Origin of the sequence: Yoonia vestfoldensis (assembly GCF_002158905.1) — a bacterium.
Lineage (GTDB): Bacteria > Pseudomonadota > Alphaproteobacteria > Rhodobacterales > Rhodobacteraceae > Yoonia > Yoonia vestfoldensis_B.
This window is the reverse complement of record NZ_CP021431.1, coordinates 321,777-348,208: the sequence shown is the minus strand read 5'-3', so window position 1 is coordinate 348,208 and position 26,432 is coordinate 321,777. Positions and strand designations below refer to the sequence as shown.

Below are 26,432 nucleotides of genomic sequence, written 5' to 3'. Positions count from 1 at the left end.
GCACAGTGCCGCCGCAGGCATTTTCCGCTGGCACAAGGCGGCACAAGGCGACAAGATCGGGTGCTGACGCTAAAAGGAGCCGACAGATGTATGATGTGGCGATCTTGTGGGAATGGCTGGCCTTTGCCCTGCGCTGGCTGCATGTGATCACGGCCATCGCCTGGATCGGGTCGTCGTTCTATTTCATCGCACTTGATCTGGGGCTGAACCGCAACATCCAAGGCCCCGCCGATGGCGAGGAATGGCAGGTCCATGGCGGCGGGTTCTACCATATCCAGAAATACCTCGTCGCCCCCGATGCGATGCCCGACCACCTGACCTGGTTCAAATGGGAAAGCTATGCGACATGGCTATCGGGTGCGGCCCTGTTGGCGGTGGTCTATTGGGTCGGGGCGGAATTATACCTGATCGATCCGGCCAAGGCGGATCTGGCGATCTGGCAGGGCGTGCTGATCTCGGCCGCCTCGCTGGGGATCGGCTGGGTGATCTATGACCAGCTTTGCAAATCGCGGCTGGGAGAAACACCAACAACTTTGATGCTGCTGCTTTTCGCGCTGCTGGTGGTGATGTCCTGGGGCTATAACCAGGTCTTCACTGGACGGGCCGCCTTGCTGCATCTGGGGGCCTTCACCGCGACGATCATGACGGCCAATGTCTTCGCCATCATCATGCCGAACCAGCGAATCGTGGTCGCGGACCTCAAGGCCGGGCGCAAGCCAGATCCGAAATATGGCAAGATCGCGAAATTACGCTCGACCCATAACAATTACCTGACGCTGCCGGTGATCTTTCTGATGCTGTCGAACCATTATCCGCTGGCGTTCGGGACGCAATACGCCTGGATCATCGCAGCATTGGTGTTCCTGATGGGGGTCACGATCCGGCATTATTTCAATTCCATGCATGCGCGCAAAGGCAAGCCGACATGGACATGGGTGGTCACCGTGATCCTATTCATCGCGATCGCGTGGCTGTCGACCTTCCCCGGCCACGACAGCTATGAAGAGGCCGAGGCGCGCGCGCTGACAGCCTATGAACAACGCTTCGCCTCTGCGGCGGGCTTCGAGGAGGCGCATGACATCGTCATCGGGCGCTGTTCGATGTGCCATGCGCGCGAACCGGTCTGGGGCAATCTGCACTGGGCGCCCAAAGGCGTGTTTCTGGAAACCGAAGCCGATATCGCCCACCACGCCCGCGCGATTTATGTGCAATCGGGGATCAGCCATGCGATGCCGCCCGCCAACATCACCGGCCTGCCGGATGAGGACCGCGCCACGCTCGCCGCATGGTACCGCGCCGCAACAGACTGATCATCGTTCGAGTCCGTCAATTCGCGCTAGGCGCGATTTGACGTAAATCCGCGGGGGCGGCAGCCCCCTAGACCCTTGCCGCGTCACGGATCGCGCGGATATTGGCACCATAGGGGGCCGGATCGCTGACCGACCCGCCGCGAAACACCGCCGATCCGGCGACCAGCACATCAGCCCCGGCTGCAGCGACCAATGGCGCAGTCACAGGATCGACGCCGCCATCAATCTCGATATGGATGGGGCGGTCGCCGATCATGGCGCTCAGCTGGCGGACCTTGTCCACCTGACTATGGATGAATTTCTGCCCGCCGAAACCGGGGTTCACCGTCATCACGCAGACCAGGTCGACCATATCAAGCAGATATTCCACCGCAGCGGCGGGCGTGGCGGGGTTCAAGGCCACACCGGCCTTGGCCCCCGCGCCGCGGATCGCCTGCATGCTGCGGTGGATATGGGGGCCTGCCTCGACATGAGCGGTGATGATATCGGCCCCGGCCTTGGCAAAAGCCTCGATATAAGGATCGACGGGGGCGATCATCAGATGCACATCCATCACGCCCTTGATATGGGGGCGGATCGCGGCACAGGTGGCAGGGCCAAAGGTGATATTGGGCACGAAATGGCCATCCATCACATCGACATGGACCCAATCGGCGCCCTGCGCCTCGATCGCGCGGCATTCCGCGCCGAAATTGGCAAAATCAGCCGACAGGATCGACGGCGCGATCTTGATGGAACGGTCGAAAGTCATGGCGCAGGCCCCTTTGCTATCTGGGCAGCGACATAGACCGCGGCGGCGGGCTTGTCACGCCCCGGATGCAGCCGTGAATAAATGCTGCGCCGCAGAAAAACCTGTGCTAGCCTCGCGGTATGAACCCGGTCCTGCGCCATGCCGATATCCTGCGCCTTGATGCGCAAGTCCATCTGACAAGGGCCACCTTGACGGCGGAACGGCCACGCGCGCTGCATGGGCATGATTTTTACGAATTGTTCTGGGTGCAGAATGGCAAGGTCCGCCATCACCTGCCCGAGGGCGCGCAAACCCTGGCCGAAGGCAGCGTTGTTTTCATCGGCCCCGGCCAGAGCCATGCGCTGCAAGGACGCGGCGACCATGCGCTGGTGGTCTCGCTCTGCCTGCATCCGGGCTTGGTCCAGGCGCTGGCGCAGCGGCATCCGTCGCTGGCGGGGCATCTGTTCTGGTCCGCCAATGGCATCGCCCAGCATCACCGCGACATGCGCGAACTGGCGGCATTGAACCATGCCGCCGTGCAGCTGGAACGCAGCCGCTGTGACACGATCGCGGCCGAGGCGTTCTTGCTGCCGCTTTGTGCTGATCTGACCCGCGACAATTTTCCGGCCGATGCCCCCGACTGGCTGCTGCGGGCCTGCCGCGCGGCGCGTGATCCGGCCGTGTTCCGCGACGGGGCGGCGGGGTTGGTGGCGCTGACCGGCAAGGCGCATCCGCATGTCAGCCGCAGCATGCGCAAGCATTTCGGCATGACCCCGTCCGATTTCATGAACCAGATCCGCATGGATCACGCCGCCCGCGCGCTGACCACCGATGCCGATACAGTAAGCCAGATCGCCGCCGATTGCGGCATCCCGAACATGTCGCATTTTCACAAACTCTTCCGCGCCGCCTATGGCGACACCCCGCTGCAATATCGCCAGAAACGGCAACGTCGGGTCGTGCAGCCGTCATAGTGTTTGACCAGCTGGTCAAAACTTGCCAAGTCATCCGCAAAGTGCCACCTATCTATGACAATGCAGGAGGCTCCCTTGCACCAAACCACCACCCCGCCCACCGTGACCCATCTGCCGCAATTGCATCTTGCCCGTAACGCAGGCACCACCCTTGACCTTGATTGGGTCATGGCGGTGCAGGCCAATACATCGGCCATCGAACGGCGCGCAGCAAGCCTGCCGGGGCGGCGCAGCGTGAAGAAGGATTATCAGGCGGCGTGGCTATGCAAGGCGATCAGCCTGATGGACCTGACCACATTGTCGGGCGATGACAGCGCGGGCCGCGTGCGCCGCCTGTGCGCCAAGGCGCGCCAGCCGGTGCGCGCGGATATTCTGGACGCTTTGGGCATGCAGGGCCTGACCACGGGGGCAGTCTGCGTCTATCACGACATGGTCGCCACGGCTGTGGATGCGCTGGCAGGCTCGGGCATTCCGGTTGCGGCTGTCAGCACCGGTTTCCCCGCTGGCCTGTCGCCGTTTCATCTGCGCATCGCGGAAATCGGCGAAAGCGTTGCCGCCGGTGCGCAGGAAATCGACATCGTCATCAGCCGCCGCCATGTGCTGACTGGCGACTGGCAAGCGCTTTATGATGAAATGCAGCAAATGCGCGCGGCCTGCGGTGACGCCCATGTCAAGGCGATCCTGGCCACGGGCGAGCTGGGCACATTGCGCAATGTCGCGCGGGCATCCTTGGTCTGCATGATGGCGGGGGCGGATTTCATCAAGACCTCGACCGGCAAGGAACCCGTCAACGCCACCCTGCCCGTCACCCTGACGATGATCCGCGCGATCCGCGATTATCATGACCGGACCGGCGTGATGGTCGGCTACAAACCTGCGGGCGGGATCAGCAAGGCCAAGGATGCGCTGGTGTATCTATCGATGATCAAGGAGGAATTGGGCGACCGCTGGCTGCAACCCGATCTGTTCCGCTTTGGCGCATCCAGCCTGTTGGGCGATATCGAACGGCAACTCGAACACCACGTCACGGGGGGCTATTCCGCCCAGTGGCGGCACGCGATTGGATAAGGCCATGACGATCAAGGATATCTTTACCACGATGGATTACGGCCCCGCGCTTGAGAGCAAATCCGAGGCGCTGGCGTGGCTGGCCCAACATGACAATCTTGTCGGCCATTTCATCAATGGCAAATGGACCGCCGCGCGCGATGATTTCGCGACCTCCAACCCCGCGACGGGCGAAAAGCTAGCCGGTGTCACCAAAGGCACCCCCGCCGATATCGCCGCTGCCGTGGCGGCCGCGCGCAAGGCGCAACCGGCTTGGGCCAAATCCGGCCACAAACGTGCCCGCGTGCTTTATGCCATCGCGCGGCTGATGCAGAAACATGCGCGCCTGCTGGCGGTGATGGAAACGCTGGATAACGGCAAGCCGATCCGCGAGGCGCGCGATATCGACACACCACTCGCGATCCGGCATTTCTATCACCACGCGGGCTTTGCGCAGTTGATGCAGGACGAATTGCCCGACCGCGAAGCGCTCGGCGTGTGCGGCCAGATCATCCCGTGGAATTTCCCGCTGCTGATGCTGGCATGGAAAATCGCGCCTGCGCTGGCGATGGGCAACACGGTGGTGCTCAAACCTGCCGAATATACCCCGCTGACCGCGATGGTTTTCGCCGATATCTGCATGCAGGCGGGCGTGCCTGCCGGTGTCGTCAATATCGTCATGGGTGATGGCGAAACAGGTGCCGCGCTGGTCACGGCAGATGTCGACAAGATCGCCTTTACCGGATCAACCGAGGTCGGCCGCAAAATCCGGCAGGCCACGGCGGGGACAGGCAAGGCGCTATCGCTCGAACTGGGGGGCAAGTCGCCATATATCGTGTTCGACGATGCCGATATGGATAGCGCCGTCGAAGGCCTGGTCGATGCGATCTGGTTCAATCAGGGTCAGGTCTGCTGCGCCGGGTCGCGCCTGTTGGTCCAAGAAGGCATCGCAGATCGTTTCTATGCCAAGCTGAAAGCGCGCATGGACGGGCTGCGCATCGGTGATCCACTGGATAAATGCATCGACATCGGCGCGATCGTCGATCCGGTGCAATTGGCGCAGATCACCGCGATGGTCAGCGGCAATCGTGAAGGCGAGACCTATCAGACCAAGGCCCCCGAGGGCTGTTTCTATCCCCCCACGCTGATCACCGGCCTGTCGCCCGCGTCCCATCTGATGCAAGAAGAAATCTTTGGCCCCGTGCTGGTGGCAACGACCTTTCGCACCCCGGTCGAGGCGGTCGAGATCGCCAATAACACGCGCTATGGCCTTGCGGCCTCGGTCTGGTCAGAGAATATCAACCTTGCGCTGGATATCGCACCAAAGCTGGCGGCGGGGATCGTCTGGGTCAACGGGACCAATATGATGGATGCGGCTGCCGGTTTCGGCGGTATCCGCGAAAGCGGCTTTGGGCGCGAAGGCGGCTGGGAAGGGCTGGCAGGCTATACCCGGCCCAAGACCAGCGCCAAGCCGGTCAAACGCATCGCGCCCTTTGGCTCCGCTGGCGGCACAGCCACCGACCCGCTGGACCGGACGGCGAAGCTATACATCGGGGGCAAACAGGCGCGGCCTGATGGCGGCTATTCGCATGCGGTGTTCAACCCGCGCGGCAAATTGCTGGGCCATGTGGCAGAGGCAAACCGCAAGGATTTGCGCAATGCGGTCGAGGCGATGAATGCGGCGAAAGGCTGGACCAAATCCACCGGCCATCTGCGCGCGCAAATCCTGTATTACATCGCTGAAAACCTGTCGGCGCGGGGCGATGAACTGGCCAAGCGCATCAAGGACCTGACCGGCAAATCCGGCACGGACGAGGTAGAACAGACCATCCACGCGCTGTTCACCTTTGCCGCCTGGGCTGACAAATACGACGGCAAGGTCCACGGCGTGCCGATAAGGGGCGTGGCGCTGGCGATGCATGAAGCGGTCGGCAATATCGCGGTGTTCTGCGAGGATGCATCGCCGCTGCTGGGGCTGGTCACACCGATGGCGGCGGCGATCAGCATGGGCAACCGCGTGACCTTGGTGGCGTCCGAACCCTTCCCGCTGATCGTGGCCGAGATCTACCAGATCTTGGAAACCTCCGATCTGCCCGGCGGTGTCGTCAATATCCTGACCGGCGATCATGCCGATCTGGCGGGCCATGCCGCCAAGCATCACGACATCGACGCGGTCTGGTCATTTTCAGGCACGGATATTTCAGCCGTGATCGAAAAGGGCAGCGCCAGCAACCTCAAGCGGACATGGGTCAATAACGGCACGTCCATCGCCCCGACCGCGCGCGACTGGCTGGCGGCGGCGACCGAGGTCAAGAATATCTGGATTCCCTACGGCGAATAGCTATTTGCGCCCGAACCATCGGTTGCGGCGTTCGGCCAGACCGGCCTGCGCCTCGTCGATGCGATGGGTCGCGGAATCGAGCACCGGATCGACCGCGCGTTCCCATAGCTGCCGCCACATGGCGCGCAGCATCAGCAGGGCGATCAGCAGAAAGACGAAAAAGGCGATATTGAACCACGGGATGATCGTCACATCGGGGCTGTCGACGACGCGCAGACCCACGGCGTTCGGATAGATGCTGAGCCAACGATTGCGCCAACCATAATGCGTGACCACGACCCAAGCGTCACCGCGCGCCAGATTGGCGGCCTCGGCCTGTAGATCGGCGGAATTGAACTTGAAATAAGGCGGCCAGATCCAGCCGGTATCTTCATTGCGATAGACCATGACCCGCGACGAATCGCGCGGGATAAACCCCAGCAGGAACGTGTTCTGTTTTTGGGTATTGATCAGCCGCAAGTCGCGGGTATCGGCGGTCGCGGACCCGCTGTCGGCACTGGCAAAGAAGATGCGGTTGAACGCCCCCACATCGGTGCGGATTACCTCGGTCGAGGTCACCTTGACCACATCATGCTGGGGCAGGACGTAATGCAGGAACATGGCCACAGCTGCCAGAACCAGCAGACGAAAGACAAATTTGACGCGGGCCATGGCGATCCTCAGTTCAGGTTGATCAGATAGATGATGGATCCGATCACAAGCGTCGGCACCACATAGACCAACCCCACCAGTTTCGGGCGGATCGACGCGTTATAGGCGGTCATGCCCGCGCTGACAAACGCGTCCCGCGCAGCAAGGTCAAGGCTGCCCGGATTGGCGGCGTCAAAGGATTTTTCAAGGTTCTCTTTGCGCACCGACCGCGCATAGATCGCGATGGACCAATAGATCACCGTCAATGCGATGAAGCCGAAAATCACCAGTTTGATGAATGCCATATCCTGCTGTCCCGTCCTGTGTCACTGCGGTGACAAGTAATGTCGCTTTGCCCGATGCCAAGATAGCATAGCCAGCTTACCACGTCTTGTGGACCCATTTGCGCGGCAGACCCGCAACCGACAGCACCATGATCGGCGCCCAGATGATCCCCGAGATCACGCCCAGCCTGCCAAAGGTCGCCAGATTGCGCCCCCATCCATGGGCCAGCAATTCGCGCGCGGGCACGCCTTGCCAGACATAAAGGCCGAAAAAGAAAACTCCGCTCAGGATGCACATGGACAAAGCGGACAGGACCGCATTCGCCATCAGGGCGGGCAGGCCTTCGGGCAGGAGAGGGGCGATCAGGCGTGGCACGACATAGGCCAGCAGCGCCAGCAGCACCGCAGGCAGGACCAACCCGTCCGACATGATGCTGCCCATGCGTCTGATGCCTTTCCGCTTGCACCGGTTCTTGACAGGGCGGGCCGATGCCACCCAATGCTGTGGCAGTCTTGCCATGAAAGGACCCCATGATGCCAGCCGCCATCGCAAAGGTGACCAAGGACGACATTATTCCCGAAACCGGCAAGCCCGCCGCCGACAGGCTGATCGCGGGCGATCCGGTGTTCACGACCTGGAGCATCGAAGAGGCCGATGGTCTTTACGCGGGGATCTGGCAAGCGACACCGGGCAAATGGCGTATCGCCTATGACGAATGGGAATATTTCAGCCTGACCGCTGGCACATCCATCATCACGCCCGATGGTGGCGATCCTTTGGTCTTGACCAAAGGTGACAGCTATATCATCCGCCCCGGTTTCACCGGCACATGGGAGGTCGTGGAGACAACGGTCAAGGATTATGTGATCCGGCTTTAGCCCGCCCTCAGATCATGCCCGGCGACAAAGCGTCAAGATCGGGCGGCCGGGCCAGGGCGTCGGCTTCGGGGCCAAGCAGCTCTTCGGCTGAAATCACGGTGGGCGGCAGTTCCACCCCGCGATTGTAATTCTCGGGATCGACGCGCAGGGATTCCTCTGGCGTGCGGATCAGCACCGGCATCGGGGCGGTGATCTGGTCATAAAGGTGGATGATGTCCTGATTGAACAGCCGAATACATCCCGCCGAGCCCGAATTGCCGATCGACGGCAGATCATTGGTGCCATGGATGCGGTAATATGTATCGCGCCCGCCGCGAAACAGATAGAGCGCGCGCGCCCCCAGCGGGCTGCGCAACCCACCGGGAATGCCCGCACGAAAATCGCCGTAAACCTCGGGTTCGGTGCGCAGCATGTTCTGCGTCGGTGTCCAGCCGGGCCATGCGCGCATGAACTGCATCGTCGCACGCCCCCGGATCGACCGGCCCGCACGGCCCACGCCCACAGGATACCGTGTCGCGGTGCCATCGTCCTTCACATGATACAGAAACTTGGCATAGGGATCGACATCAAGCGAATTCGGCGGTGCCTCGCCCTGATAAAGCCCTGTCATCCGGCGGTTGACGCCCTCTAGATAGCGCGAAGGAATCCCCGGCAGGTTGTAGCCCGCATCAAAGATCGGGCCATAGCCTGCGACCCAATCTTGCTGCACTGGCACGGCAGGTTCGGCGATGGCATCGTCGATCCGTGGCGCACAAGCGGCGGTCGTGCCAAGCAACATCGCCCCAAAAGCGCGGCGGCTGATATCATAGGACAAGGTCATCCGGCATTCCTTCTGTGTCAGGCAGAGTGTTACCACCGCCGCGCCAGAGAACGAAACGCGTGACAGGCAAAAAGGTGCCATTGATCGACAAATCGTGATTTTGCGTGACAGTTTACCCCCTCAACCGGGGGGCAAACCATTCTGCGCCGATATCATGCGACGATATTGAAGGCCGGACCATAGGGATAGCGGGTGATATCCTCGTTGCCATCCGGGGTGATGAACAAGATATCATGTTCGCGGTAGCCACCCGCCCCCGGCTGGCCCTCGGGGATCGTCAGCATTGGTTCCATCGAGATGACCATGCCCGGTTCCAGCACGGTGGGGATATCCTCGCGCAGTTCCAGCCCCGCCTCGCGGCCATAATAATGCGACAGCACGCCAAAGGAATGGCCATAGCCAAAGGTGCGATATTGCAGCAGGTCGCGGTCAGCCAGGAAGCTGTTGATCTTGGTGGTCACCTCTGCACAGACGGCCCCCGGCACCAATAGCGACATGCCATATTCATGGGCGGCGACATTTGCTTCCCAGATCGCCAGGCTGGCGGGATCGGCCTCGCCCACGAAAAGCGTGCGTTCCAGCGCTGTGTAATAGCCGCTGATCATTGGAAAGGTGTTTAGCGACAGGATATCGCCCCGTTCCAACCGGCGCGATGTCACCGGATTATGCGCGCCATCGGTGTTGATCCCCGATTGAAACCAGACCCAGGTATCGCGGTATTCGGCCTGCGGAAAACGGGCGGCGATTTCCAGTTCCATCGCGTCGCGGCCCGCCATCGCCACATCAATCTCGCGTACACCCGGTTTGATCGCATCGCGGATCGCATAGCCGCCGACATCGGCCACGGCCGCACCGGCGCGGATCAGATCGAGTTCGGCAGGCGATTTGCGCATCCGCTGCGCCATGGTCTGCGCTGCGATATCGACCAGCCGCGAGGGTTGCAGATTGTCGCGCAGCGCCATCCGGACCGCCACGGTCAGATGGTCCGATTCGTAGCCCAGCACCTTGCCCAAGCCCGTCACCGACCGCACCGCGCGCCAGTAATTGCTGCGGTCCCAATCAGTATAGGTGATCGCATCGCCATAGGACCGCCGCCACGGCTGGGCGGCGTCAATGCCTGCGCTGATCGTCACGCAATCGGTTGGCGTCACCACCAGCCCGTATTGGCGGCCAAAGCTGCAATAAAGAAAACCGGAATAATAAGCGATATTCTGCATCGAGGTGAATAACACCGCCTCGACCCCGGCCTTTTCCATGATGGCCCGCAGACCTGCCAGCCGTGCCTCATATTCGGCAGGGGCGAAAGGCAGGGTTTTTTCACCTTGGTGGAATTTATAGAATTGTGGACGCGCTGTCATGGCGGACCCTTTCCTTATGGGTCCCGGCGTTCAGGACGGACAAAGCCAAAGGTAGCGACGCCATCGCCACGCGCTATTGCTAGCCCAGCCCGCGCGGCCGATCAAGCCAGTCAATCAAGCCAGCCTGTCATCCAAGGTCAGCCCGCGCAAAACCTCTGCCACGGGCATGGCGCGCTTGCCTTCGCGCTGGGCGCTGGTGATGCTGACAGCGCCCGTGGCGCAGGCGATGGTAAACCCGTCCAGCACCGTGCCGGGGGCGGCATCGCCATCTGTCACGACAGCGCCCAACAGCTTGACCCTTTCGCCCGCCACATCGCACCAGGCACCTGGAAAGGGCGACAGCCCGTTGATCTGGCGCGCCACGGCTGCGGCGGGCTGCGCCCAATCCACGCGTGCTTCGGCCTTGTCGATCTTGGCGGCATAGGTGACGCCATCTTCGGGCTGTGGTTCCGATGTCAGATCGGGCAAGCGGTTCAACGCGTCGACGACCAACCGCGCGCCCATCGCGGACAGCCGGTCGTGCAGGGCACCGGTCGTGTCATCGGGCGCAATATCAGTCGTTTCGCGCAGCAGCACGGGGCCGGTGTCCAGCCCGGCCTCCATCTGCATGATACAGACGCCGGTCTGCGCATCCCCCGCCATGATCGCGCGGTGGATCGGGGCCGCACCGCGCCAGCGCGGCAGCAGTGACGCATGAATATTCAGGCACCCCAGAGGCGGCGCATCCAGCACCGCCTGCGGCAGGATCAACCCGTAAGCCACGACAACGGCGATATCGGCCTGCAGCGCGGCAAAGTCGGCCTGATCATCGGGGTTGCGCAAGGATATAGGGTGGCGGACCGGCAGGCCCAGATCCAAAGCGCGCAGATGCACCGCCTGCGGGCGGTCCTTTTTGCCACGCCCAGCAGGGCGCGGCGGCTGCGTATAGACAGCGGCGATGTCATGGCCTGCGGCGACCAGCGCCTCCAGCACCGGGACCGAAAACGCGGGCGTGCCCATAAAGATGATGCGCATGGCGTTTCCCTTGCTTTAGATGGCCGTTTTGGCCGCGATTTTATGCGCTTTCTTGATCAGCATGTCCCGGCGCATCTTGGTCATGCGGTCAAAGAACATCTGACCCGCCAGATGGTCGATCTGGTGCTGCACCGACGTCGCCCAGAGACCGACGAAATCGCGGTCTTCAACCGCGCCATCCGCATTCAGATATTGCACCGTCACCGCGCGCGAACGGCTGATCCGCGCCCAGACGCCGGGCAGATTGGGCGAGCCTTCCTCGTGGTCGCGAAATTCCACCGAACTATGCAGGATCTTTGGGTTCGCCATGCGCACCGCCTGCCCCCGCGCGGTCGAGGCATCGACGACCGCCAAGGCCAGCCCGACGCCCAACTGGGGTGCGGCCAGCCCGACGCCGGGCATCTCATCCATCGCCACGATCATCTCATCCCACAGCGCGCGGATCTCATCCGTGATCGCGGCAACAGACTGCGCGGGCCTGCGCAGCACCGGATGCGGCCAAGGGACATAAGGGCGATGAATCATTGCGCCACCCCGATATCGCTGATCAGCACACCATCCAGATGGTCATATTCATGGCAGATGCAGATCGCCGCGACCCCGTCAAAGCGGCCTTGCTGCACCGCGCCGCCGATATCCTGCCAACGCAATTCAACCCAAGTCGGACGGGCGACGGCAAAGCTGCGTCCGGGGATCGACAGGCAGGCCTCGACCCCGGTGGCGGTGGTGTCGGACCGTGCCATGATCTGCGGATTGACGAAAGCCTGCGGATTGGCATCGCCGTCTTTCCATGTCGTGTCGATGACAAAGACCCGCTGCGAGACCCCCACCTGCGGGGCGGCCAGCCCGCGACCGGGGGCGGCATACATGGACGCCAGCATTTCAGCCACCAGCAGTTCCAGATCATCATCGAAGGCCAGCACGGGCGCTGCCACGGCACGCAGCACCGGATCGCCGTCAAACCGCAAATCCAGTGCCATGCCGTTACCCCCGGGCCATTTCGCGTTTCAGTTTCTGCATCTTGCGGGTGATCATCTGGCGTTTCAGCGGGCCGAGGTAATCGATGAACAACTTGCCATCCAGATGGTCGATCTCGTGCTGCACGCAGGTCGCCCATAACCCGTCAAAGCGGGCGCGCTGCGGCTTGCCGTCAAGACCCAGCCACGCCACCTCGACCTCCGCCGGACGGGTGACTTCGGCATATTGTTCGGGGATCGACAAACAGCCTTCGTCATAGACGGATGTCGTCTCCGAGGTCCAGACGATCTCGGGGTTGATCAGCACCATGGGTTCGGGCGTCGCCTCGGAATCTTTCTGGCAATCCATGACGATGACGCGGCGCATCACGGCAACCTGCGGCGCGGCCAGCCCGATACCGGGCGCGTCATACATCGTTTCAAGCATGTCATCGGCCAGCCGCCGCAGATCATCATCAATGGATGCAACAGGGGCTGTCACCTTTTTCAGGCGCGGATCGGGATGAATCAGAATGGGGCGAATACTCATGCCAGCGCATTTAGGCCGCGGCGGGCAGAAATGCAACGCGGACCGCTTGCACAGCGCCACCAGCGGGATAGGCTGCGCCCAAGCAAAAGGAACCGCGCATGTCATTCAATACGCCCATCGACCGCCGCAACACCAATAGTTCCAAATGGGACCTGATGGAGAAACTCTTTGGGGTCTCGCCGCAGGACGGGCTGGCGATGTGGACCGCCGACAGCGATTACCAGACCGCACCCTGCGTGCTGGCCGCCATCGACCGGGCCCGCGACCATGGCGTGTTCGGCTACGGGATCGACGGGACGGATTATACCGATGCGATCACATGGTGGATGCAGAACCGGCATGGCTGGACCGTTGACCCTGACTGGATCGTCACGACCCAAGGTCTGGGCAATGCGATCGCGCTGTCGCTGCAACTCTGGTCCGAACCGGGCGATGCGGCCGCGATCTTTACCCCCGTTTACCATGAATTCGCGCATAAGATCACCCGCGCGGGCCGTGTCGTGACCACCTGCCCGCTGGTGCGCGACGGCGATAGCTATGCGCTTGACCTTGATGACGCCAAGGCGCGGCTGACCGGCCGCGAAAAGCTGCTGATCTGGTGTTCGCCGCAAAACCCCTCGGGCCGGGTCTGGACCAGCGATGAACTGCGCGCCGTCGCGGGTTTTGCGCGCGACAACGGGATGCTACTGATCAGCGACGAGATTCACCACGATCTGGTCTACCGCGACCATGATTTCGTGCCGATGGCCGTGGCCGCCCCCGATTTCGCCGATAATACCGTCTATCTGACGGCGGCGTCCAAGACCTTCAACATCGCAGGCCAGCGCACCGGCAATATGATCATCCCGAATGCGCATCTGCGCGGGCAGGCGCAGGCCTGGCAGGCGATGATGGATTACAAACCCGGCAGCCTTGCCATCGCGATGATCACCGCCGCCTATTCCCCCGAAGGCGCGGCCTGGGCCGATGCGCAAATGGATCACCTGCAGGCCAATCGGGACCTGTTGCAGGACGGTCTGCGCGCGATCCCCGGAATCTGGTCGATGCCGCTGCAATCGACCTATCTGGCCTGGGTGGATTTTTCGGGCACGGGCATGGATCACGCGCAGATCGTGTCGCGCATCCGCGATGATGCGAAAATCGCCGTCTCGCCCGGCCCGGCCTTTGGCACGGGTGGCGAAAGCTTCATGCGGATCAATTTCGCCACCCAACGCCATGTGGTCGAAGAGGCGGTGCAGCGGCTACAACAGGCCTTCCGCGACCTGCAGTGACAGGCGTCAATTGCGGCTTTCGATCAGGGCGGCGGGCACGAAATCGGGCTGCACGAAATCGGCGGCGGGACGGTCGGCGACAGGGGTCAGCCATTTGAACTCGAACACGCGTTCCTCGTCATCCGCGACGGCAGAGACCACAAGACATTGGTAAAGATGCCGGGGGCCATCATAGATATCCACATGGCCGCGCAATTTGTCGGACCCTTTCAGATCCAGCGCAAATCCACCGTCCCAGAACCGCCTGATCCGATAGGTTGCATCACCATCGCAGACCGACAACCTGTCCTTGCGGCGCAAGGCGGCTTTGCGGGCATCTTCCAATCCCTGGCGCACGGCTTCCGGTAAAAACGTATACATTCGAATCCCCCCTGATGCGCTAAGTCTGCGCACAGAAAGGTAAAAATCAAGTAACGCGATCCGCCGCAGCGCAGCGTGATGCAGGCACGCGCCAGTCAATCCGCCTTGACGCGCGGGCGCAGCACATGCGGTTTGGCGGCATCATAAAGCGCGGAATCCGGAAAGCCGTGGTTTTCCGACAGTGCCGGTCCCACCAGGATCAGCGCCGTGCGCGTGATTTTCGCAGCCCGGACCTGGGCATGAATATCGCTCAGCCTGCCGCGCAGGATCATCTGATCCGGCCAGCCGACGCGGTAGATCACCGCCACCGGACAATCCGCGCCATAAAACGGAACCAGCTGCCGCTCGATCTCGCGCAGCGCGCGGATGCCCAGATGGATCGCCAGCGTGGCCCCGGACCGCGCGAAATTCTCTAGCGTCTCGCCTGCAGGCATGCCCGTGGATTTCATCGACATCCGCGTCAGGATGATGGATTGCGCAACTTCCGGCACGGTCAGTTCCGTGCCCAGCGCCGCCGCCGCCGCGGCATAGGCCGGCACACCCGGAATGATCTGGTAATCGATCCCATCCGCCTTCAACCGGCGGATCTGTTCGGCAATGGCGCCATAAAGCGACGGATCACCCGAATGCACCCGCGCCACATCCTGCCCCTTGGCATGGGCCGCCAATATCACGCCATGGGTATCATCCAGCGTCATCGGCGCGGTATCCATCACCAGCGCATCCGCAGGCGCGCAGGCGACAACAGCCTCGGGCACCAGCGATCCGGCATAAAGACAGACCGGACATGCCCCGATCACCCGCGCCGCTTTCAGCGTCAGCAATTCCGGATCGCCGGGGCCTGCCCCAATGAAATAGACCGTCATCTTCTTTTTTCCCCAAATACTCCCGCCGGCAGGCGGAATATGTCATCCTGCCGCCAGATCGCCATCAATCTTGCGCGCATAACCGCGCGGCGTATACATGCGCGGCCCGGTTCCCAGCTGCGCCAGCTTTGAATGCGACGACCCCACCAGCACCACCGTCAGCATATCGACCTCGTCGACATCCAGCTGATCCAGACGGCGATAGCGGATATGTTCTTCCGGCCGGCCCAGCGACGAGGCCAGCATCACCGGCGTATCGGCAGGGCGATGTTGCAGCAAAATATCGCGCGCCTCGGCCAGCAGGGTGCGACGGCGCAGCGACACCGGATTGTAGAAGGCGATGACAAAATCGCCCTCGGCGGCGGCCTGCAAGCGCTTGATGATATCACCGCGCGGCGTCAGCAAATCCGACAGCGAAATCGCACAGAAATCATGGCCCAAAGGCGCGCCCGCGCGCGCCGCCGCCCCTTGCAAGGCGCTGACACCGGGCGAACAGATCACCTCGACCCGCCGCGCGGCATCTGACACGCCCATCTGGTCAGCACTGCGATCCAGCAATTCGAACACCAGCGCGCCCATCGCGTAAATTCCTGCATCGCCCGAACAGACCAGAGCCACATTCTTGCCCTGGCCTGCCTGTTCCAACGCATAGCGACAGCGATCCTCCTCGCCCCCCAGCGGGAAATCCGACCGCTGCTTGCCCACAGCCAAAGGCCCGAGCAAATCGATGTATAGCCCGTAGCCCACCAATTCCTCGGCCTCGGCCACCAATCGCGAGACTTCGGGCGTGCGCCATGCCGCCTGCCCCGGCCCGATCCCGACAACGGATAGCCGCCCGCGCGCGCGGCCCGCCAGCGCAGTGATCGGGGTGGGTGCGATCGCCAGCGCACAGGTCGCATGCGCGGTCTTGCGCTTGGCGATCAGTAATGTCGCCTCCGCGCCCGCCTGCGCCAGTGCCGCCGCCTCGGCCACGCCATGGGTGCCGACCTCGGCGAAAACCGCCTCGGACGGGTTGGCCAGACGCGGGGTCAATGCCGCGAGCTCTGGCGCCTCGAACAGGCGCAAAGGCGCATCAAGCGCCCGCGCCAGATCGATGATCGCCGGCTCATCCGCCTTCAGCGTGATCGTGTTGACGGATTGCACCGCCTCGGGCGCGACACCGGCCTCGGCCAGCACCTCGGCCACCAAAGCCGCCATCTCGGCCGGGGGACAATCACGCGCACAGCCCAGACCCAGTGTCAGACGCTGCGGCGCGAATTGCAGATGATCCGCGCCCAGATCGGGCTGCGCTTGCATCGTGCCGGACAGGCGGACGGCATCGCCTTTGGGCAAATCCGCAAGCCAAGCTGCCTCGCCCACGACCTGCGCCCCGCCCCCCGCCAAGAGCGCTGCCATCGCCCCTTTGGCATCCGCGCGATTGACCAGCCGCCAGCCTGCGGGGGGTTCATCCAACGCCACGCCCAGCGCCACATCGCCCGCCGTCGTCACCGCCGCCACAGCGCCCAGCGCGTCGGCGATCTGCGCCGCCAAACGGTTCGCCCCGCGATGGCCGCCCAAAAGAGGCACCACCACCGCGCCATCGTCGGACACCGCAATCAAAGGTGGTTCCGCCGTCTTGTCCGCCAGCAAGGGTGCGACGGCACGGATCAGGATACCAGCCGCACAAACCCCCACGATAGGCACACCCGCCGCAAACAGACCGCGCGCGTGATCCAGCGCATTGGGGAAAAACGCATCCGCCTGCGCGACGCGCCCTGCGCGACCATGCACCTGCGCGCCCAGAACAGCGGCGACACGATGCGCCACCTCCTCGCCCGCGGCAGAGAGCGTCAGAACAACCGGTTTCACAGCCATGGATCAGCCCCTTTGGTCAGCAGGATCATCGAAAAATAAGGTGCGCGTTCGGGCGCATCAGCCAAAGGCAACACGACCTCGTCCGGCAGGGTGGCGCGTTCGACATAGACCGCCATCTCCGTCAGCCCCAGATCCGCAATCACCGCGCGGATCTTGGGCAAATGGCGGCCGACCTTCATGATGACGACACTTTCCGCGCCATCGATGCGGGCGCGCAATTCATCTTGCGGCAAGGGGCCGGGCAAGACGGTCAAACGCTCATTGCGCGCCACCAGTGGCTTGCCCGCACGCGCCGCACATGCCGTGATCGATGTCACACCCGGCACAACCTCGACGCGGTAGCGCCCCGACAAGCGCGCGAACAGATACATGAAAGACCCGTAAAAGAACGGATCCCCTTCGCAAAGGCAGACCACATCCTGCCCCGCATCCAGCGCCGCCGCGATCTCTGCCGCGCCGGCGTCATAGGCGGCTTGCGCGGGCGCGCGCTCTACGCTCATCGGGACATCCATCACGATCTCGCGGGCGGCAGGCGCGATCAGATCGGCCGCGATCGCACGCGCGAAACTCGCCGCCCCCGCCAATGTCGGATAGGCGATGACCCCGGCCCCAGCGATCAGCCGCGCGGCGCGCAAGGTGATCAGGTCAGGCGCACCGGGTCCCACACCCACGCCATAAAGCACGCCCGTCATTTCACCCATCTTCCGAGCCCAAATATCCCCGCCGGAGGCAAGCGGCGGAGCCGCTTCAGGGGCGCAGCCCCTCGGCGCTTGCGCGCCTCACCCCGGAGTATTTTTGGAAAAAAGAAGTCGCAAAGATCAAGAGGCATGATCATTCCTTCCTGTCCATGCATATCATCTTTTCACCAGGCTCCATTGTGTGACCGGCATCAATGGCCGCCAGCCGGTCAGCCGCCCAACAGGTTCGGCCCGATGCACCGCGAGTTTGACCAGATCGCCACCATAGGCCTTGTGCAAGGCGATCAGTTCGGCCTCGCTTTCAAGCGTCACCGCATTGGCGACCAACCGGCCCAAGGGGCGCAGGGCGGCCCAAGCGGCCTCGAATGTCACACGGCTTAGCCCGCCACCGATGAAGATCGCGTCGGGGGCGTCCAATCCATCAAGCGCCGCTGGCACCAGCCCGTCGATCAGTTCCAGTTTCGGCGCGCCCAAGGCCAGCGCATTGGCCGCGGCAAAGGCGCGTCTATCGGCGCGCGGCTCGATCCCGATGGCGCGGGCATAGCGCGCAGCACGCATCCATTCGATGGCCACAGAGCCGCAGCCGCAGCCGATATCCCACAAAAGCGCCCCGCGCATCGGCATCAGCTTGGCGAGCGTCACGGCGCGGATCTCTTGCTTGGTCATGGTGCCGTCGGATTGAAACAACTCATCCGCCAGCCCCGGCACACGCGGCAAAAGCGCGGCATCAGGGGCGGCGATGCAGTCAACCGCCAGCGTGTTGAAGGCCGGCACCTCATGCGCCCAGCTTTCGGCCAGCCCGTCAAAGCGCGCCTCGTCCTTGCCGCCCATCGCGGCCAGCACCGTCATGCGCGACTGCCCGAAGCCGCGCGCAGTCAGAAAGGCCGCAATCTGGGCGGGCGTTTCAGCCCCCGTCGTCAGGATCAACAGCCGCGCGTCGGGCTGGATGAAGGCGATCATCTGTTCCACGGGGCGGCCATGCACGGTCAGTGTTTCGACATCCGGCAGCGACCAGCCCATCCGCGCCGCCGCCAGCTGGAAGGCCGATAATTGCGGGTGATAGACGATCTGGGCCGGATCAATCGCGCGCCCGATCCTTGCGCCGACGGAAAACCACAACGGATCCCCCGTTGCCAGCACGACCACCCGCCGCCCGCGCAGCCCCTTGATCGTCGTGATCAGCGCATCAAACGGATGCGGCCATGCCAACCGCTCTGCCGCTAAATTTTCGGCCAGCACATGGTGCCGGTCGCCACCGATGATGACCTCGGCCGCTTCGACCACGGCGCGGGTGGCGGGCAAAAGCCCGGCCATGCCATCCTCGCCGATCCCGACGATATGCAGCCATGGATCAGACATCTTCGGGCAATCCCGCTGCCAGAGCATTAACCGCCGCAGAGGCCATGGCCGAGCCACCGCGCCTGCCCCGCAGGGCGATGTAATCGCAGCCCCGCGCATCGCGGGCAAGTTCCGCCTTGCTTTCTGCCGCCCCCACGAAACCCACGGGAAAGCCAAGGATCACCGCCGGTTTCGGCCAGCCCGCATCCAGCAGCTCCAGCAGGTGAAACAGCGCCGTGGGCGCATTGCCGATGGCGACCACCGCGCCCTCGATCCGGTCGCGCCACAATTCCACGGCAGCGGCGGAACGGGTATTGCCGATCTTGGCGGCAAGCGCGGGCACGGATGCATCGTTCAGCGTCACGATCACCTCGTTCCCTGAAGGCAGATAGCGCCGGATGATCCCCGCGCCGACCATTTCGCAATCACACAGCACAGGCGCGCCCGCACGCAGGGCGGCTTGCCCTGCCTCGGCGACCTGCGCGGAATAGGCGAGCCTGTCGACGATTTCCACCATCCCGCAGGCATGGATCAGCCGCGTCATCAGCGGATGCAGCGCAGGCGCGAAACGGTCCAGCCGCGCCTCGGTCCGCACGGTGGCAAAGCTTTGCGCATAGATCGCCTTGGGGTCGGTTTCATAGGGGCGCAAGGCGATACCTTTCCCGCTCAACGCTTTAGCGTCTTGCGCGCGCTTTCGGGTCCATGCGGGTGTTTGGCATGGGGGTAAGGCGCGTGGTGGTGGTCATGGTCATGGTGGTGGTGATCGTGGTGATGGTCCTGCGCGATCAGGCGGCACATGCCGGTGCAGAACGTATCGCACAGCGCGCAATCGGCCACGTTCGACCCCGGCGCGCTGGCGCCTTGGCCTTCGACATGGTGGTGGTGGCTTTCCTGCACGGCGCCGACCTCGGATTCAAAGCCCAGCACCTGCGTGCGGTATTTGCACAAAACGCAAGTTGCGGGCGGCACCGCGCCAAAGGCCGGATGGCTGCGGTCGGCGGCGCTGATCTTGTGGCTGTGGCCATCCTCGAGCGCCAAGACCTGCGCGCGATACCCGCAGATGCCGCAATTGGGCGGCGGGGTGGCGCTGTCTTGTTCCAGGATCCGTTCGGCAAAGGTTTCCAGCACCTTGGGATGATCGCCCAGATAGCCGGCTTTGACGAACTGGATGCCCGGATGTTCGGCGGCGACCTGATCGGTGAACCCGTAGATCCGGTCGATCAGGATGCCCGAGAACAAGAAATAGGGGAAGACGATGATCCGCTTGTAAGGCAGCATTGCGGCATGTTGCAGGCAGGGTTCAACCAGGGGAAAGGTGACACCGGAATAGCCGATTTCGCACCAGCCAAAGCCCATGCCTTCCTGCAGCATCCGCGCGATTTTCGCGACATTGCCATTGGCGTCAGGGTCAGAGGCCCCGCGCCCGATGACGACAAGGCAGGTATCGGTCAGCGCGACTGGCCCGTGTTTGACATTGGCGCGGTCCACGGCTTCTTGCACGCGGCCAGCGGCGGCGGCGATCATCTTGGGGTCGATGCCCAATTCGCGGCCATAATTCACGCTGATGCCATGCTTGGCGGCATAGGTGTTCAGCACGGTGGGGATATCGTTCTTGGCATGCATCGCGGCGAACAGCATCCCCGGCACCGCCAGAATCCGGTCACAACCGGCTGCGCGCAGCCGGTCCAGCCCGTCGCGGATCACCGGATTGGCGAATTCCAGATAGCCGTAATCGGTGATCCAATCGTCTGGCAGATAGGCCGGCAGCTTTTCCGCCAGCACGGCGAATTCATCAACGGCCGATTGGCTGCGCGAGCCATGGCCACAAATCATCACGCCTGTTTTCATGCCGTTTTCCCTTGCCGCTTGCGGTTGACCGCGTTTTCTGTGCCCAATACGACCAGAGACCCGCAAGCCACGGGTGCGACGATGCGACAGGCTGGTCCCCGTTTGGGTCGACCGCGCTGTCTCCAACCGCTCTGGCCCTGTAAGGGCGTCGTCTGGGGGCGGTATAGACGTCCCATGCAGAGGGGGCAAACGGTTAAGCGACGCAAAGCGGGCGTGAGACGACCTGCCCGGCAATGCGCCTCACTGTGCGCAGACGCACCATCGCTGCGCCATCATTCGGCTTGGTTCATTGCCGCCAAGCGGTTAGGTCGGGGCCAACAAAGGAGCATCATCATGGGCCAATTGGTTGACGGCGTCTGGAATGACGTCTGGTACGATACCAAGACATCCGGCGGCAAATTCGAACGCAGTGTCGCGTCATTTCGCAACTGGATCACGGCGGATGGATCTGCCGGACCCTCGGGCGAGGGTGGCTTTGCCGCAGAAACAGGGCGGTATCATCTTTATGTGTCTTATGCCTGTCCCTGGGCGCACCGGACCTTGATCTTTCGCAGCCTCAAAGGGCTGGAGGATCACATCAGCATCTCTGCCGTGCATCCTGATATGCTGGGCGATGGCTGGACCTTTCAAAAGGACGACAAGGGCGCGACCGGCGATACTTTGTTCGGCTATGATTACGCCCGCGAGATCTATTTGCGCGCCCTGCCCGATATGACCGGCCGCGTCACCGTGCCGATCCTATGGGACAAAAAGCGCGAAACCATCGTGTCCAACGAATCGTCGGAAATCATCCGCATGTTCAATTCAGCCTTTGACGGGATCACCGGCAATACTGATGATTACTGGCCCGAGCAATTGCGCGACGCCATCGCCCCCGTGAACGACCGGATCTATGACACGGTCAATAACGGCGTGTACAAATCCGGCTTTGCCACCACGCAGCAAGCCTATGAAGACGCGGTCTATCCGCTGTTCGACAGCCTCGACTGGCTCGAAGACCGGCTGGGCAAGACCCGCTATCTGATGGGCGATAGGCTGACCGAGGCGGATTGGCGGCTCTGGACCACGCTGTTGCGGTTCGATCCGGTCTATCACCTGCATTTCAAATGCAATCGCAAGCGGATCGCGGATTATCCAAACCTGTCAGGCTATCTGCGCGACCTTTACCAAGTGCCGGGTGTGGCTGCGACGGTGAATATGGATCATATCGTGCGGCATTATCATTACAGCCATGACACGATCAATCCGAACCGGATCATCCCGATCAACCCGGTCATCGATCTTTCAGCGCCGCACGGCCGGAGCTAAGACCGCCGTAATGATAGACGATCGCGGCCAGGTCTGTAGGCGGGGTCGCGGTCTGGATAAAAGCGCGCGCATTGCCACTATAGCCGAAAATAGAGCCGTCAGAGAAAACGGTCGTATCGGTGACAAAGACCACGCTGGCCCATGGTTGGCGAAACTGCGCCATATCGGCGACCGCCAGCGCGCTGCCGCCGTCCAGCATCACATCCAAAACGATGACGTCGAAACCGATTGTTTCCAGCGCGCCAAGCGCCGCCGCGCTGGTCGGCGCCTGCGTGACTTGCGCACCAAGCATTTCCAGATGCCGCTGCCAGATTGCAGCAAGCCCGCCATTGCCATGAATGATCAGAACATGCATGTATTGGGTCGATCCTTGCTGGTTCTCCGGCGAATCCGGATGACGGGGGGCCAGCCGTCCCCAAGCGCGGACCCATCATCCACGAACATACTATCTTGTCAAAAGATAGTATCTTTCGACTGACCTTGCGGATCATGCGATTATCCGCTTGAAAGGCGAGGATCAAAAAAGGCTGCGAAAAATGACGACTTGGATAACCATTTGCGACACGTGCAAGCGCGAAGGCTGGGATGCGGCCGCGATGGCCCAGACCGACGGCGAAGCGCTGGCAGGGCTGATCGAGGCAGCAGCCTCTGGGGTGGCAGGGGTGAAAACACGCCGGGTGTCGTGCCTGATGGGCTGCAAGTCCGGCTGCAACGTCGCCATTCAATCCCGTGACAAGCTGAATTACACGCTGGGCGATTTTATCCCTGATGACGAGGCCGCAGCAGGCATCGTGGCCTATGCGCAGGCCCATGCCCAAAGTGCGACAGGTCAGGTCCCGTTCCGCGACTGGCCACACAGCATCAAAGGCCATTTCGTCACACGCCACCCGCCCTTGCCCGACAGCGAATGAATATGGCGCGCGATCATGGCGGCGGGCTTGATGCCGCCATTGCGCGCTATGGCGGCAGCCGGGCGACATGGCTCGATCTGTCCACGGGGATCAACCCGCAGCCATACCCGCTGCCACAATTCGCCGCCGATAGCTGGACCGCGCTGCCCGACAAGGCCGCCTTTGCGCGCCTGCATGATCTGGCGCGCGGCTTTTGGGGCGTGCCTGCAGAGGCGGGTGTTCTTGCGGCAACCGGGGCCTCGGCCATCATCGCGGCCTTGCCACGCGTCTTTGCCCAGGGCGAGGTTTGCATCCCCGGCCCCACCTATAACGAACATGAAGCCGCTTTTCGCGCCGCGGGCTGGACCATTGGCAAGGTGCCGCGCCAGGCGCTGGTGGCCGTACATCCCAACAACCCCGACGGGGCGATCTGGCGCGCGGCCGATTTCACCACCCCGATCACGATCATCGACGAAAGCTTCTGCGACGTGATGCCGGAAAGATCACTGGTCCATCTGGCCAGCCGCCCGAATACGCTTGTGCTGAAAAGCTTTGGCAAATTCTGGGGGCTGGCGGGCCTGCGGCTCGGCTTTGCCATCGGGGATCCTGCCGTGATCGCGCGGCTGGCGGATATCTTGGGTCCGTGGCAAGTGTCCGGCCCCGCGCTGACGATCGGGGCAGAGGCGCTGGCCGATCCACAATGGGCCGATGCGACACGGGCAAGGCTGGCGCAGGATGCGGACAGGCTTGATCATTGCCTGGCGGCCAAGGGTGCCACATTGCTGGGCGGCACATCCCTGTTCCGGCTTTACCAGGTGGATGACGCAGCACGCTGGCAGGACCGGCTGGCAAAAGGCCATGTCTGGTCGCGCGTCTTTCCCTATGCACGCGACTGGCTGCGCCTTGGCCTGCCCGCCCCCGACCGCTGGGCGCAACTCGAGGCCGCATTGTGACCCTGTTTCTTGGCATGATCCTGGATGCGTTGTTTGGAGAGCCGAAATGGCTCTGGTCGCGCTATCCCCATCCGGCTGTTTTGATGGGGCGGCTGATCGGCTGGTGTGACCTGCGTTTCAACGCAGGCCCCGACCGCAAGGCCAAAGGCAGCGCGGTGCTGGCGGGGCTGGTCATCGGCGCGGGGCTGCTGGGGCTGGTCCTTGACGCGCTGCCCGGCAAGATCATCGACATTCTGGTCATCGCCATGCTGCTGGCGCAAAAATCGCTGGCCGATCATGTCCGTGCGGTCGGCGATGCTTTGCGGCTGTCGCTGGGCGATGGCAAACGCGCGGTGGCGATGATCGTGGGGCGGGACACGCGCGGCATGGACCGGCCCGCCGTCGCCCGTTCGGCCATCGAAAGTGCGGCGGAAAACCTCTCTGACGGGGTGATCGCGCCGGCCTTTTGGTTCCTGATCGCCGGGCTGCCGGGGCTGTTGATCTACAAGATCGTCAATACCGCCGACAGCATGATCGGCTACCGCACACCGCGCCACGCCGATTTCGGCTGGGCGGCGGCGCGGTTCGACGACCTGCTCAACCTGATCCCCGCGCGGCTGACGGCTGCTCTGATCTGGGCCGTCACACACCGCCCCGACCCGCGCGGTATCCTGGCCGAGGCGCCGCTGCACCGCTCGCCCAATGCCGGCTGGCCAGAGGCCGCCATGGCGCATGGGCTGGATATCGCGCTCAGCGGGCCGCGTAGCTATGACGGGCAGCTGCGCGATTATCCTTTCGTCAACGCAGGCGGTGAACACGACCTGACCCCCGATGACATCGACCGCGCTGTCACCATCTTGTGGAAAACATGGGCGGTGATGCTGGTCCTGGCGCTGATCACCGCCGCCTGACCGGTTTCCGCCGATCGGGCCACCGGCATCTTGCACCACCTGTCTGCCCTGCTAGGCTCGCGCCGACCCAAAGACCCGGAGCCCGCCATGCGCCTTGCCCTTGCCACCGCCCTGACCCTGTTGACAGGGGCCGCAACAGCCCAGACCTGCGGCGGCGATGTCAACAGCTTCATCGCAGGCGTCAAAGCCGAGGCCGTGGCGACAGGCATCCCCGCCGTCACCGCGGATGCGTTTTTCGCAGGCGCGCAGATTGACGATGCCGTGCTGCGCGCCGACCGCGCGCAAGGCGTGTTCCAACAGGATTTCATCCAGTTCTCGCGCAATCTGATCAGCCAGAACCGGATCGATAACGGCGCGCGCAACAGCCAGCGGTTCGATGCAACCTTCCGCCAGATCGAAAACCGCTTTGGCATCCCGCGCGGCGTGCTGCTGGCCTTCTGGGCCTTCGAGACCGATTACGGCGCGGTGCAGGGCAACTTCAACACCCGCAACGCCCTACTGACGCTGGCGCATGATTGCCGCCGGCCAGAGCTGTTCCGCCCGCAACTGATCGCCGGGATCGAACTTTACCGGGGCGGGGGCATGGACCCTGCAACCACTTTGGGCGCTTGGGCCGGTGAAATCGGCCAGCTGCAGAAACTCCCGCGCGAGATTGTCGAAAAAGGCATGGATGGCGACGGGGACGGCGTGGTCGACCTGAAAAACTCCGCCCCTGACGCGCTGATGACCGGCGCGAATGTGCTGTCCTCGCTCGGCTGGCGGCCAAATGAACCATGGATGCAGGAAATCGTGGTGCCCGCCAATCTGGACTGGTCACAGACCGGCCTGACGAAAAAACGCCCGGTCAGCGACTGGGCCGCCATGGGCGTGACCGCACGCCAAGGCGGGCTTGGCCCCGCCAACCTGCCTGCGGCGATCCTGCTGCCGATGGGGCGCAACGGACCGGCCTTCATGACCTATCCCAATTTCGACGTCTATTTCGACTGGAACCGCAGCTTTGTCTATGTGACGACCGCCGCCTATTTCGCCACCCGGCTCAGCGGCGCGCCGGTCTATGACGCAGGCAATCCGTCGCCCGCGCTGACGGGTGACCAGATGCGGCTGTTGCAGCAACGGCTGACAGCACGGGGCCATGATGTGGGCGGCATCGACGGGATTCTCGGGGCCATGACGCGCAACGCCGTGCAGGCAGAACAGGTCCGCCTCGGCCTTCCGGCAGATGCCTGGCCGACGCTTGATCTATTGAACCGCCTCTAACCCATC

Annotated in this window: 29 protein-coding genes; 11 read left to right on the top strand and 18 right to left on the bottom strand. The window is 63.0% G+C overall.

Features of this window, described 5'->3' with window-relative positions:
• Window positions 1-86: 86 nt before the first annotated feature.
• Window positions 87-1,310, top strand: a complete 1,224-nt coding sequence (locus tag LOKVESSMR4R_RS01745) for a urate hydroxylase PuuD (protein ID WP_087206032.1) — start codon at window positions 87-89, stop codon at window positions 1,308-1,310.
• Between the two features lie 67 nt (window positions 1,311-1,377).
• Here the strand turns inward: LOKVESSMR4R_RS01745 and rpe are convergent, their stop codons facing one another.
• Window positions 1,378-2,061: a ribulose-phosphate 3-epimerase gene (gene rpe / locus LOKVESSMR4R_RS01740; RefSeq protein ID WP_087206031.1), complete on the bottom strand. Its 684-nt coding sequence runs from the start codon at window positions 2,059-2,061 to the stop codon at window positions 1,378-1,380.
• 119 nt (window positions 2,062-2,180) lie between these two features.
• On the opposite strand from rpe, the gene LOKVESSMR4R_RS01735 reads away from it, so the two are divergent.
• Genes LOKVESSMR4R_RS01735 through LOKVESSMR4R_RS01725 form a run of 3 tightly spaced genes read left to right on the top strand, consistent with a single transcriptional unit; the run spans window position 2,181 to window position 6,402 of the window.
• Window positions 2,181-3,014: a helix-turn-helix transcriptional regulator gene (locus LOKVESSMR4R_RS01735; protein WP_087206030.1), complete on the top strand. Its 834-nt coding sequence runs from the start codon at window positions 2,181-2,183 to the stop codon at window positions 3,012-3,014.
• Between the two features lie 60 nt (window positions 3,015-3,074).
• On the top strand, window positions 3,075-4,082 hold the full coding sequence (gene deoC / locus LOKVESSMR4R_RS01730) for a deoxyribose-phosphate aldolase (protein ID WP_087212382.1): 1,008 nt from the start codon (window positions 3,075-3,077) through the stop codon (window positions 4,080-4,082).
• Window positions 4,083-4,086: 4 nt separating this feature from the next.
• On the top strand, window positions 4,087-6,402 hold the full coding sequence (locus LOKVESSMR4R_RS01725) for an aldehyde dehydrogenase family protein (RefSeq protein ID WP_087206029.1): 2,316 nt from the start codon (window positions 4,087-4,089) through the stop codon (window positions 6,400-6,402).
• On the opposite strand, the gene LOKVESSMR4R_RS01720 is transcribed toward LOKVESSMR4R_RS01725, so the two are convergent.
• From LOKVESSMR4R_RS01720 to LOKVESSMR4R_RS01710, 3 genes are all read right to left on the bottom strand, one after another.
• Entirely contained in the window at window positions 6,403-7,053 is a 651-nt protein-coding gene (locus LOKVESSMR4R_RS01720) for a DUF1523 family protein (RefSeq protein ID WP_087206028.1), read from the bottom strand.
• Window positions 7,054-7,061: 8 nt separating this feature from the next.
• Window positions 7,062-7,337, bottom strand: coding sequence for a hypothetical protein (locus tag LOKVESSMR4R_RS01715; protein ID WP_087206027.1), 276 nt, complete (start codon window positions 7,335-7,337; stop codon window positions 7,062-7,064).
• A 76-nt stretch (window positions 7,338-7,413) separates the two neighbouring features.
• Window positions 7,414-7,758: a hypothetical protein gene (locus tag LOKVESSMR4R_RS01710; protein WP_204248705.1), complete on the bottom strand. Its 345-nt coding sequence runs from the start codon at window positions 7,756-7,758 to the stop codon at window positions 7,414-7,416.
• Between the two features lie 92 nt (window positions 7,759-7,850).
• Here LOKVESSMR4R_RS01710 and LOKVESSMR4R_RS01705 point away from each other — a divergent pair, with 92 nt between their 5' ends.
• Window positions 7,851-8,195 (top strand): cupin domain-containing protein, encoded by a 345-nt coding sequence (locus LOKVESSMR4R_RS01705; RefSeq protein ID WP_087212378.1) that lies wholly within the window; start codon window positions 7,851-7,853, stop codon window positions 8,193-8,195.
• Window positions 8,196-8,202: 7 nt separating this feature from the next.
• Here the strand turns inward: LOKVESSMR4R_RS01705 and LOKVESSMR4R_RS01700 are convergent, their stop codons facing one another.
• The 6 genes from LOKVESSMR4R_RS01700 to def (LOKVESSMR4R_RS01675) form a co-directional block, all read right to left on the bottom strand.
• Window positions 8,203-9,015: a L,D-transpeptidase gene (locus LOKVESSMR4R_RS01700; RefSeq protein WP_087206026.1), complete on the bottom strand. Its 813-nt coding sequence runs from the start codon at window positions 9,013-9,015 to the stop codon at window positions 8,203-8,205.
• A gap of 152 nt (window positions 9,016-9,167) precedes the next feature.
• Window positions 9,168-10,373, bottom strand: a complete 1,206-nt coding sequence (locus LOKVESSMR4R_RS01695) for an aminopeptidase P family protein (protein ID WP_087206025.1) — start codon at window positions 10,371-10,373, stop codon at window positions 9,168-9,170.
• Between the two features lie 114 nt (window positions 10,374-10,487).
• Window positions 10,488-11,387, bottom strand: a complete 900-nt coding sequence (fmt, locus tag LOKVESSMR4R_RS01690; protein WP_087206024.1) for a methionyl-tRNA formyltransferase — start codon at window positions 11,385-11,387, stop codon at window positions 10,488-10,490.
• 15 nt (window positions 11,388-11,402) lie between these two features.
• A complete protein-coding gene (def, locus tag LOKVESSMR4R_RS01685) occupies window positions 11,403-11,912 on the bottom strand; it encodes a peptide deformylase (protein WP_087206023.1) in 510 nt (169 codons plus the stop codon).
• A complete protein-coding gene (def, locus tag LOKVESSMR4R_RS01680; RefSeq protein ID WP_087206022.1) occupies window positions 11,909-12,367 on the bottom strand; it encodes a peptide deformylase in 459 nt (152 codons plus the stop codon). The genes def (LOKVESSMR4R_RS01685) and def (LOKVESSMR4R_RS01680) overlap by 4 nt, the downstream gene beginning before the upstream one ends.
• 4 nt (window positions 12,368-12,371) lie before the next feature.
• A complete protein-coding gene (gene def, locus LOKVESSMR4R_RS01675; RefSeq protein WP_087206021.1) occupies window positions 12,372-12,893 on the bottom strand; it encodes a peptide deformylase in 522 nt (173 codons plus the stop codon).
• Between the two features lie 98 nt (window positions 12,894-12,991).
• Here def (LOKVESSMR4R_RS01675) and LOKVESSMR4R_RS01670 point away from each other — a divergent pair, with 98 nt between their 5' ends.
• Entirely contained in the window at window positions 12,992-14,164 is a 1,173-nt protein-coding gene (locus LOKVESSMR4R_RS01670) for a MalY/PatB family protein (protein ID WP_087206020.1), read from the top strand.
• 6 nt (window positions 14,165-14,170) lie between these two features.
• Here the strand turns inward: LOKVESSMR4R_RS01670 and LOKVESSMR4R_RS01665 are convergent, their stop codons facing one another.
• The 7 genes from LOKVESSMR4R_RS01665 to LOKVESSMR4R_RS01635 form a co-directional block, all read right to left on the bottom strand.
• Window positions 14,171-14,524, bottom strand: a complete 354-nt coding sequence (locus LOKVESSMR4R_RS01665; protein WP_087206019.1) for a hypothetical protein — start codon at window positions 14,522-14,524, stop codon at window positions 14,171-14,173.
• A 95-nt stretch (window positions 14,525-14,619) separates the two neighbouring features.
• Window positions 14,620-15,390, bottom strand: coding sequence for a precorrin-4 C(11)-methyltransferase (cobM, locus tag LOKVESSMR4R_RS01660; protein ID WP_087206018.1), 771 nt, complete (start codon window positions 15,388-15,390; stop codon window positions 14,620-14,622).
• A 42-nt stretch (window positions 15,391-15,432) separates the two neighbouring features.
• Complete coding sequence (gene cobJ / locus LOKVESSMR4R_RS01655) at window positions 15,433-17,244, bottom strand: precorrin-3B C(17)-methyltransferase (protein WP_087206017.1); 1,812 nt, start codon at window positions 17,242-17,244, stop codon at window positions 15,433-15,435.
• Window positions 17,235-17,936, bottom strand: coding sequence for a precorrin-2 C(20)-methyltransferase (gene cobI / locus LOKVESSMR4R_RS01650; protein ID WP_087212374.1), 702 nt, complete (start codon window positions 17,934-17,936; stop codon window positions 17,235-17,237). Before cobI ends, cobJ begins: the two co-directional genes overlap by 10 nt.
• A 162-nt stretch (window positions 17,937-18,098) precedes the next feature.
• The gene (gene cbiE / locus LOKVESSMR4R_RS01645) at window positions 18,099-19,301 is read right to left on the bottom strand and encodes a precorrin-6y C5,15-methyltransferase (decarboxylating) subunit CbiE (RefSeq protein WP_087206016.1); all 1,203 of its coding nucleotides are present in this window, start codon (window positions 19,299-19,301) and stop codon (window positions 18,099-18,101) included.
• Window positions 19,294-19,929, bottom strand: coding sequence for a precorrin-8X methylmutase (locus tag LOKVESSMR4R_RS01640; protein WP_204248704.1), 636 nt, complete (start codon window positions 19,927-19,929; stop codon window positions 19,294-19,296). The genes cbiE and LOKVESSMR4R_RS01640 overlap by 8 nt, the downstream gene beginning before the upstream one ends.
• A gap of 17 nt (window positions 19,930-19,946) precedes the next feature.
• A complete protein-coding gene (locus tag LOKVESSMR4R_RS01635; RefSeq protein WP_087206015.1) occupies window positions 19,947-21,128 on the bottom strand; it encodes a sirohydrochlorin chelatase in 1,182 nt (393 codons plus the stop codon).
• Between the two features lie 333 nt (window positions 21,129-21,461).
• Here LOKVESSMR4R_RS01635 and LOKVESSMR4R_RS01630 point away from each other — a divergent pair, with 333 nt between their 5' ends.
• Entirely contained in the window at window positions 21,462-22,436 is a 975-nt protein-coding gene (locus tag LOKVESSMR4R_RS01630) for a glutathione S-transferase family protein (protein WP_087206014.1), read from the top strand.
• On the opposite strand, the gene LOKVESSMR4R_RS01625 is transcribed toward LOKVESSMR4R_RS01630, so the two are convergent.
• A complete protein-coding gene (locus LOKVESSMR4R_RS01625; RefSeq protein ID WP_087206013.1) occupies window positions 22,402-22,791 on the bottom strand; it encodes a response regulator in 390 nt (129 codons plus the stop codon). The two genes, LOKVESSMR4R_RS01630 and LOKVESSMR4R_RS01625, sit on opposite strands and share 35 nt — an antisense overlap.
• A 181-nt stretch (window positions 22,792-22,972) precedes the next feature.
• On the opposite strand from LOKVESSMR4R_RS01625, the gene LOKVESSMR4R_RS01620 reads away from it, so the two are divergent.
• From LOKVESSMR4R_RS01620 to LOKVESSMR4R_RS01605, 4 genes are all read left to right on the top strand, one after another.
• A complete protein-coding gene (locus LOKVESSMR4R_RS01620) occupies window positions 22,973-23,347 on the top strand; it encodes a DUF1636 family protein (RefSeq protein ID WP_087212368.1) in 375 nt (124 codons plus the stop codon).
• Complete coding sequence (locus LOKVESSMR4R_RS01615) at window positions 23,344-24,279, top strand: threonine-phosphate decarboxylase (RefSeq protein ID WP_087206012.1); 936 nt, start codon at window positions 23,344-23,346, stop codon at window positions 24,277-24,279. The genes LOKVESSMR4R_RS01620 and LOKVESSMR4R_RS01615 overlap by 4 nt, the downstream gene beginning before the upstream one ends.
• Window positions 24,276-25,169, top strand: a complete 894-nt coding sequence (gene cbiB, locus LOKVESSMR4R_RS01610) for an adenosylcobinamide-phosphate synthase CbiB (protein ID WP_087206011.1) — start codon at window positions 24,276-24,278, stop codon at window positions 25,167-25,169. Before LOKVESSMR4R_RS01615 ends, cbiB begins: the two co-directional genes overlap by 4 nt.
• An 87-nt stretch (window positions 25,170-25,256) precedes the next feature.
• Window positions 25,257-26,426 (top strand): lytic murein transglycosylase, encoded by a 1,170-nt coding sequence (locus LOKVESSMR4R_RS01605; RefSeq protein ID WP_087206010.1) that lies wholly within the window; start codon window positions 25,257-25,259, stop codon window positions 26,424-26,426.
• Window positions 26,427-26,432 lie beyond the last annotated feature (6 nt).

Excerpts from the sequence above, each read along its gene's own strand:
- LOKVESSMR4R_RS01745 (WP_087206032.1), top strand. The coding sequence starts at position 87 with ATGTATGATGTGGCGATCTTGTGGGAATGGCTGGCCTTTGCCCTGCGC.
- rpe (WP_087206031.1), bottom strand. The coding sequence starts at position 2,061 with ATGACTTTCGACCGTTCCATCAAGATCGCGCCGTCGATCCTGTCGGCT.
- LOKVESSMR4R_RS01735 (WP_087206030.1), top strand. The coding sequence starts at position 2,181 with ATGAACCCGGTCCTGCGCCATGCCGATATCCTGCGCCTTGATGCGCAA.
- deoC (WP_087212382.1), top strand. The coding sequence starts at position 3,075 with ATGCAGGAGGCTCCCTTGCACCAAACCACCACCCCGCCCACCGTGACC.
- LOKVESSMR4R_RS01725 (WP_087206029.1), top strand. The coding sequence starts at position 4,087 with ATGACGATCAAGGATATCTTTACCACGATGGATTACGGCCCCGCGCTT.
- LOKVESSMR4R_RS01720 (WP_087206028.1), bottom strand. The coding sequence starts at position 7,053 with ATGGCCCGCGTCAAATTTGTCTTTCGTCTGCTGGTTCTGGCAGCTGTG.
- LOKVESSMR4R_RS01715 (WP_087206027.1), bottom strand. The coding sequence starts at position 7,337 with ATGGCATTCATCAAACTGGTGATTTTCGGCTTCATCGCATTGACGGTG.
- LOKVESSMR4R_RS01710 (WP_204248705.1), bottom strand. The coding sequence starts at position 7,758 with ATGGGCAGCATCATGTCGGACGGGTTGGTCCTGCCTGCGGTGCTGCTG.
- LOKVESSMR4R_RS01705 (WP_087212378.1), top strand. The coding sequence starts at position 7,851 with ATGCCAGCCGCCATCGCAAAGGTGACCAAGGACGACATTATTCCCGAA.
- LOKVESSMR4R_RS01700 (WP_087206026.1), bottom strand. The coding sequence starts at position 9,015 with ATGACCTTGTCCTATGATATCAGCCGCCGCGCTTTTGGGGCGATGTTG.
- LOKVESSMR4R_RS01695 (WP_087206025.1), bottom strand. The coding sequence starts at position 10,373 with ATGACAGCGCGTCCACAATTCTATAAATTCCACCAAGGTGAAAAAACC.
- fmt (WP_087206024.1), bottom strand. The coding sequence starts at position 11,387 with ATGCGCATCATCTTTATGGGCACGCCCGCGTTTTCGGTCCCGGTGCTG.
- def (WP_087206023.1), bottom strand. The coding sequence starts at position 11,912 with ATGATTCATCGCCCTTATGTCCCTTGGCCGCATCCGGTGCTGCGCAGG.
- def (WP_087206022.1), bottom strand. The coding sequence starts at position 12,367 with ATGGCACTGGATTTGCGGTTTGACGGCGATCCGGTGCTGCGTGCCGTG.
- def (WP_087206021.1), bottom strand. The coding sequence starts at position 12,893 with ATGAGTATTCGCCCCATTCTGATTCATCCCGATCCGCGCCTGAAAAAG.
- LOKVESSMR4R_RS01670 (WP_087206020.1), top strand. The coding sequence starts at position 12,992 with ATGTCATTCAATACGCCCATCGACCGCCGCAACACCAATAGTTCCAAA.
- LOKVESSMR4R_RS01665 (WP_087206019.1), bottom strand. The coding sequence starts at position 14,524 with ATGTATACGTTTTTACCGGAAGCCGTGCGCCAGGGATTGGAAGATGCC.
- cobM (WP_087206018.1), bottom strand. The coding sequence starts at position 15,390 with ATGACGGTCTATTTCATTGGGGCAGGCCCCGGCGATCCGGAATTGCTG.
- cobJ (WP_087206017.1), bottom strand. The coding sequence starts at position 17,244 with ATGGCTGTGAAACCGGTTGTTCTGACGCTCTCTGCCGCGGGCGAGGAG.
- cobI (WP_087212374.1), bottom strand. The coding sequence starts at position 17,936 with ATGACGGGCGTGCTTTATGGCGTGGGTGTGGGACCCGGTGCGCCTGAC.
- cbiE (WP_087206016.1), bottom strand. The coding sequence starts at position 19,301 with ATGTCTGATCCATGGCTGCATATCGTCGGGATCGGCGAGGATGGCATG.
- LOKVESSMR4R_RS01635 (WP_087206015.1), bottom strand. The coding sequence starts at position 21,128 with ATGAAAACAGGCGTGATGATTTGTGGCCATGGCTCGCGCAGCCAATCG.
- LOKVESSMR4R_RS01630 (WP_087206014.1), top strand. The coding sequence starts at position 21,462 with ATGGGCCAATTGGTTGACGGCGTCTGGAATGACGTCTGGTACGATACC.
- LOKVESSMR4R_RS01625 (WP_087206013.1), bottom strand. The coding sequence starts at position 22,791 with ATGCATGTTCTGATCATTCATGGCAATGGCGGGCTTGCTGCAATCTGG.
- LOKVESSMR4R_RS01620 (WP_087212368.1), top strand. The coding sequence starts at position 22,973 with ATGACGACTTGGATAACCATTTGCGACACGTGCAAGCGCGAAGGCTGG.
- LOKVESSMR4R_RS01615 (WP_087206012.1), top strand. The coding sequence starts at position 23,344 with ATGAATATGGCGCGCGATCATGGCGGCGGGCTTGATGCCGCCATTGCG.
- LOKVESSMR4R_RS01605 (WP_087206010.1), top strand. The coding sequence starts at position 25,257 with ATGCGCCTTGCCCTTGCCACCGCCCTGACCCTGTTGACAGGGGCCGCA.